Here is a 4,084-nt window from a genome sequence, read left to right as displayed (position 1 = left end):
ATTCTTTTCTGTTCAGATTCCCAAGCGTTCTTTCTTAATGCCAGAGTTTCATTATAGACCCATCTACATAGTTCCAAAGTAGAATTAAGCTTTGTAACCTGAGATTTTGTTGGATAGATTCTATAACGATTAACTTTAGGCATAATATTATATTATGTACTTTTACCTAAATAAATGTTATTATGTTGCAGTTGACGGCTGTATCCCGCCATTAAAATGACGGGGATTAGCCTTAGACCTCCTAAACATTTGCATCAACAAAACAAGGAAAAAGAAACTTTGTCAGTTAATATATAAGGAAATCGCTTGTTTTTATTTTGAATATTTTTTGATCGATAATAAACTCTAAATCTGTTGAATGAACTCTCAACCTGTTGAATCGGCAGCAGAAGCAGGAGAGTTAAGAGTTAGCAGGAATAGTAACCTGCTAACTCCCGGTGAAAGAAACAAAACCCGATCGCTGGTGACAGTAAGAGCTTATAGAGCTTACATGGTACCGGTATAATTCGTCTCTAATTGGTAAAAATGGTACTCATATGGTTGCCATGTATCATTGATGGTTCCATCAGTAACATTCACCGTTCTGTTCTCCCATAAGACATCGTACATTCCGTCTGGCACGCCTGTAATTGTTGCATTATTTGCCGTACCATTTGCTTCAGTAAAATCAAGCATACTTGACGACACAACTAATTTTCTATCGTCTGCATCAGTAAATATGTAGGCTGTAACCGCATCGATTGTGCCACCAGGATCCGAAGTTATATTTGTCCTGCCGCTGGTTACGTTTGTTGTCAGAAGTGTCCGGTTGTCGTTCATAATCCAGGGCCAGACCTGTTCATACTTTGGCTTAAAGCTTGTCCATCCGGTATAGCCTGGAGTATCTTCTGCATATTTATAAGCATATGAGAAAACACCCTGTGCTCCACCTAAAATTCCCATCACAATCTGACTTTCGTGACGATCAGCCACTTTTTGCGTAGTATTCAGGTCCGGATCTAAATCATTCACCTCTATAGCCTGACCAAATGCTTCTGTTGCTACATATACTGTTTTTCCTGCATTTTTCCAATCTGGAGCATTGGCAATAAGATTACCATATACCCAGGCGTGCGGGCGTTCAGGATGAAATTTCGTGTAGGTAGTAAAGTAACAGACATCCAGTCCTGGAATAAATTCCTCATCATCAGGTCCGGTCTGCATATCACCTAAATAATCGCCAGCAACAGCATTGGGGAAGTATTTCTTCATACCTGTGTACATGCTGATAAGCGTTGAAGGACTTCCTTCCTCGTCAGGGAAATACACACCATAGAAATCATCATCAGTAACACCCATATCCCTGACCTCTTCCCAGAAGCTTTCAGACTCCATTTGTGGGCCGCCAGTAGCTACCAAATATTTCGAAATTCCCAGCTCTTTGCCTCTATTAACGTTATCAACAAACTGTTGTGGAGTTATAGAAGTGCTCCATCCAAGGTGAACAAGCGTAGCGTTATCTGTTAAAAATTGGGTACCGGTCTCCCATCCCATCATTCCATATGCCGGGGCTGTACCACGCGGATACGGAAATTCATTATTCGTCGATGAGTCATTATCCGAAGCATTTTGCTCTCCATATATCTGTGCAGCAGATGAGCTGATAAGTAAAAAACAAACCAGGACTGCTGAAGTTAAAAGTGTTAAGGAGAAATTATCCTTATTTCTCATATATTTCCATCCCCCATTCTATCTTCTATTTGGTCGTGTATGTGAGTTATCCAGTGATTATTATAAAATTAGATATTATTTATAATTACAGGCGCATGCTACATCGATTAAGAGCTTATCTGAAAAGTGGAATAATTGCGATGCAAGGTGATATATAGTAATGACAAAACGAAAAATCAGACACAAATATGAGATCTCTGATAATTATGGGAAAAAGAGCACTTTTTATATGATTTTTTAAGAATTGTACATTATTTTTAAGTCATTAGATTTAAAGAAGATTGTAAGAAAAATAATCTTGTAGTTAATAGAGAGAATGATATTAACAGTAAACAGTAATATATAATTTTAAGATAGTTTTTATTTCTGTATAATAAAGATGAGAGAGCTTGATTTAAAGGGAAATTTGAGAGTAACATCCAAAATTTGAGAAAACCAAATTTAAAGTAAATCTATTAATTCTTCTTTGCTTAAACCAGTTTGATGAAGAATATCGATAAGTGTCCCCTTGGCGAGTCTTTTATGTAAAGGAACAACTGTTCTGTAAGTCCCATCAATAGTAATTTTTTGCAGTGATACATGACTTCCTTTTTGCCTTACAATGACAAATCCAGCCCTCTCTAATACATTTACAAGTTCTTTTCCAGATATTACTGGTAATTTAGACATGGGCAACTTCCACAAAAGTCAGGTAAGGTTTGGAAACTTTTTGAGGAAGGTCTTCAGTTCCGAAGCTCTCAATATACAGTTCTATAGCTTCTTTAATATTTTTTTCTGCTTCTTCAAGGGTTTCGCCTTGAGAAGTTACGTTGAGTTCAGGACATCTTGCAATAAAGAAGTCATCTTCTTTTGTTATAGCTACGAGAAATTGTCTCATGGTTGGTTCCAAGCCTAGTTTTCATCTGTGTTTCATTAAGTATTTGTTGCAATTCTATTTTATTTTAATGTATAAACTATGTAAAAATTGCAGAATATATAAACGGGTATATTGTACCGTAATATCGATAATTATATTATAATGGTGATAAAATTCTACTTTGTAATGGCGTTTTTTTGCTGCATCTGTAAAATTCGTACTGCGGAAACAATACGGCACATAAGAACAGATTTTCAAGAGATGCTGTACAGGATATGATAAGGAGGGAGGTATTAACGATAAAATTATTTTCACCCGACAGGGTGGTTTTTGAGCCCAGATCCCTGGACTATCCTCTTGGACGGAAAATATACGACTATTTTGAGGGCACCTCGACTGAAATCATAAAGGCACCCATTCAAAAGATATCCTCCATTATTCCGGGAACCACGGAAGGACAAAAGTATGCAAGCGGCAAGAAAACCCTTGTTGTCACAGTTAAGAAAAGCCTGAAATTTGATGTATGCAAGCCGTCAGCCGACTTTGAATTTTCTCTGGTTACCGGCTGCCCGGCAAGCTGCGAATACTGTTACTTGTATACCACGCAGAGCAGCAAGCCTTATCTCAGAACCTATGTAAACCTGGAGGAAATATTCGATTCCATCAAGAAGCATATCGTCCGAAACGGCAACCGGCTGACTACCTTTGAGGTGGCAAGCGCGGGAGACCCTCTCGCCATCGAACACATCACCGGAAGCCTTGCAAGGACAATCGAGTTTTTTGGAACACTGGACAACGCCAGGTTGCGTGTAGTAACAAAATTCAACAATGTGGAGCCTCTACTCGGTTTGAAGCATAATGGTCGGACACGCTTCCGCGTAAGCATCAACTCCAGGTATGTTATAAAGAATTTTGAACACAATACCGCCAGCTTTGACGAAAGGATCGAAGCGGCTTCAAAGCTCGCTGAAGCAGGGTATCCTATCGGTTTTATAGTGGCTCCCATCATGATTATGACTGCTGGAAGGAGGAATATCTTGAACTGCTTGAAAAGCTCTGGAGCAGAATTGACATGGGCAAATCGGCTGAACCCGTCACCTTCGAGCTCATCCAGCACAGGTTTACTCCCGTCGCGAAGAAGTTCATACTGGAGCGTTTCCCCAATACCAGCCTGGACATGGACGAGAGCAAACGCACCCTGAAATGGGGAAAATTTGGGAGGTACAAGTATGTTTATCCTAAGGAAGATGCGGCGGAGATTAAGGGATATCTTACTTCGCTGATTGTGGAGAAGTTTCCGGATGCAAAGATTGAATATTTCACATAAAATATCAATCGACTACTAGTGGACTACAAATGTGATAGCTGGAACTAATTTAACTTTAAGGCGGGAAGTCCCCTTCCTCGGAGGGCGTAGCCCTACAGGTGGGGGATGAAAGCCGTCAACTTCCACAAAACAACAGTAGCATAATCATTTATACTTATAGTTACATCAACATAATGATAACTATGCATTAT

At 39.3% G+C, this 4,084-nt stretch carries 5 protein-coding genes and 1 pseudogene; 2 read left to right on the top strand and 4 right to left on the bottom strand.

Annotation, left to right across the window (positions count from 1 at the left end; translation table 11 throughout):
• From FXV91_RS19565 to FXV91_RS19550, 4 genes are all read right to left on the bottom strand, one after another.
• The coding region (locus FXV91_RS19565) for a helix-turn-helix domain-containing protein (RefSeq protein ID WP_229392468.1) at nucleotides 1-143 on the bottom strand (143 nt) is incomplete at its 3' end.
• Between the two features lie 343 nt (nucleotides 144-486).
• The gene (locus FXV91_RS19560) at nucleotides 487-1,374 is read right to left on the bottom strand and encodes a hypothetical protein (RefSeq protein ID WP_229392467.1); all 888 of its coding nucleotides are present in this window, start codon (nucleotides 1,372-1,374) and stop codon (nucleotides 487-489) included.
• 777 nt (nucleotides 1,375-2,151) lie between these two features.
• Nucleotides 2,152-2,379 (bottom strand): type II toxin-antitoxin system HicA family toxin, encoded by a 228-nt coding sequence (locus FXV91_RS19555; RefSeq protein WP_229392466.1) that lies wholly within the window; start codon nucleotides 2,377-2,379, stop codon nucleotides 2,152-2,154.
• Nucleotides 2,372-2,587, bottom strand: a complete 216-nt coding sequence (locus FXV91_RS19550) for a type II toxin-antitoxin system HicB family antitoxin (protein ID WP_229392465.1) — start codon at nucleotides 2,585-2,587, stop codon at nucleotides 2,372-2,374. Before FXV91_RS19550 ends, FXV91_RS19555 begins: the two co-directional genes overlap by 8 nt.
• Nucleotides 2,588-2,841: 254 nt before the next feature.
• On the opposite strand from FXV91_RS19550, the pseudogene FXV91_RS19545 reads away from it, so the two are divergent.
• A pseudogene (locus FXV91_RS19545) lies at nucleotides 2,842-3,588 on the top strand (spore photoproduct lyase family protein); the annotation flags it as partial.
• A 50-nt stretch (nucleotides 3,589-3,638) separates the two neighbouring features.
• The gene (locus FXV91_RS20325) at nucleotides 3,639-3,893 is read left to right on the top strand and encodes a spore photoproduct lyase family protein (protein WP_345945544.1); all 255 of its coding nucleotides are present in this window, start codon (nucleotides 3,639-3,641) and stop codon (nucleotides 3,891-3,893) included.
• Nucleotides 3,894-4,084 lie beyond the last annotated feature (191 nt).

The organism is Methanosarcina sp. DH2, assembly GCF_020804225.1.
GTDB lineage: Archaea > Halobacteriota > Methanosarcinia > Methanosarcinales > Methanosarcinaceae > Methanosarcina.
Note: the sequence above shows the minus strand (reverse complement) of the source record. Positions and strands in the feature narration are given on the sequence as shown.

Bases quoted from the DNA above. Each gene is read 5' to 3' on its own strand.
- FXV91_RS19560 (WP_229392467.1), bottom strand. From the start codon at position 1,374: ATGGAGTCTGAAAGCTTCTGGGAAGAGGTCAGGGATATGGGTGTTACT.
- FXV91_RS20325 (WP_345945544.1), top strand. From the start codon at position 3,639: ATGGGCAAATCGGCTGAACCCGTCACCTTCGAGCTCATCCAGCACAGG.
- FXV91_RS19550 (WP_229392465.1), bottom strand. From the start codon at position 2,587: ATGAGACAATTTCTCGTAGCTATAACAAAAGAAGATGACTTCTTTATT.
- FXV91_RS19555 (WP_229392466.1), bottom strand. From the start codon at position 2,379: ATGTCTAAATTACCAGTAATATCTGGAAAAGAACTTGTAAATGTATTA.